Source organism: Methanoculleus sp. UBA208 (genome assembly GCF_002498065.1).
Taxonomy (GTDB): Archaea; Halobacteriota; Methanomicrobia; order Methanomicrobiales; family Methanoculleaceae; genus Methanoculleus.
In genome coordinates this window covers 28,567-29,402 of record NZ_DAFZ01000033.1, presented here as the reverse complement: position 1 = coordinate 29,402, position 836 = coordinate 28,567, and the positions used below count along the sequence as shown (strand labels likewise).

General features: G+C 67.8%; 1 protein-coding gene. It reads right to left on the bottom strand.

Annotated features, from left to right (window positions below; translation table 11 throughout):
• Positions 1-192: 192 nt before the first annotated feature.
• A partial coding sequence (gene cobA / locus BRA62_RS02680; RefSeq protein WP_292364586.1) for a uroporphyrinogen-III C-methyltransferase occupies positions 193-836 on the bottom strand: 644 nt, incomplete at its 5' end.

The window sequence follows — 836 nt, the reverse complement described above, 5'->3', positions numbered from 1 at the left end:
GGCCGGGGGCGGGCCGCCCCCCCCCCCCCCCGTCAGCCCCTCCCCACATGGCGATATCCACTGGTAATCCGTGCCCCGGTACGTTTGACCGAATGGAGCGTGTGAATACGCGGCCTCAAACGCACGGACCGCAAGATGGTGTGTGAAAAAGTGGATATGCTCGTATAGACAGGTAGAACCGCCCGCGCCCCTTCACCCCTCGCCCCCATCATACAACTCCACCACCCCCCCTATCACGATCACCGCCGGGGGCCGGACGCCTGCGGCCCGGGCTTTTTCGGCGATATCGGCGAGAGTCCCGACCGTCACCCGCTGGTCGGGCCGGAGGCCCCGCTCGATGATCGCGACCGGGGTCGCGGGGTCCTTGCCGTTCGCGGTGAGGGCCGCCGCGATGGCGGGGAGGTTCTTTACCCCCATCAGGATGACGAGGGTTCCCTTCAGCCGTGCGAGGACCTCCCAGTCGAGGGCGGACTCGGGCTTCGTGGGGTCTTCGTGGCCGGTGATGAACGTCACCTGCGACGCGTATTTCCGGTGGGTGACCGGGATGCCGACCATCTCCGGAACGGCGATGGCGCTCGTCACCCCCGGCACCACCTCGACGGAGATGCCGTGCTCCCGGAGAGTCTCGATCTCCTCCCCGCCGCGGCCGAAGAGGAAGGGGTCGCCTCCTTTCAGGCGCACGACCGTCTTCCCCGCCCTGACACGCTCGACCATCAGCGCCTCGATCTCGTGCTGCTCGAGGGTGTGGCTGCCGCCGTACTTCCCGCAGTCGATCAGTTCGGCGTCCCGCGGGAGGGTTGCAAGGATCTCCTCGCCCGGGAGCTGGTCGTAGAGGA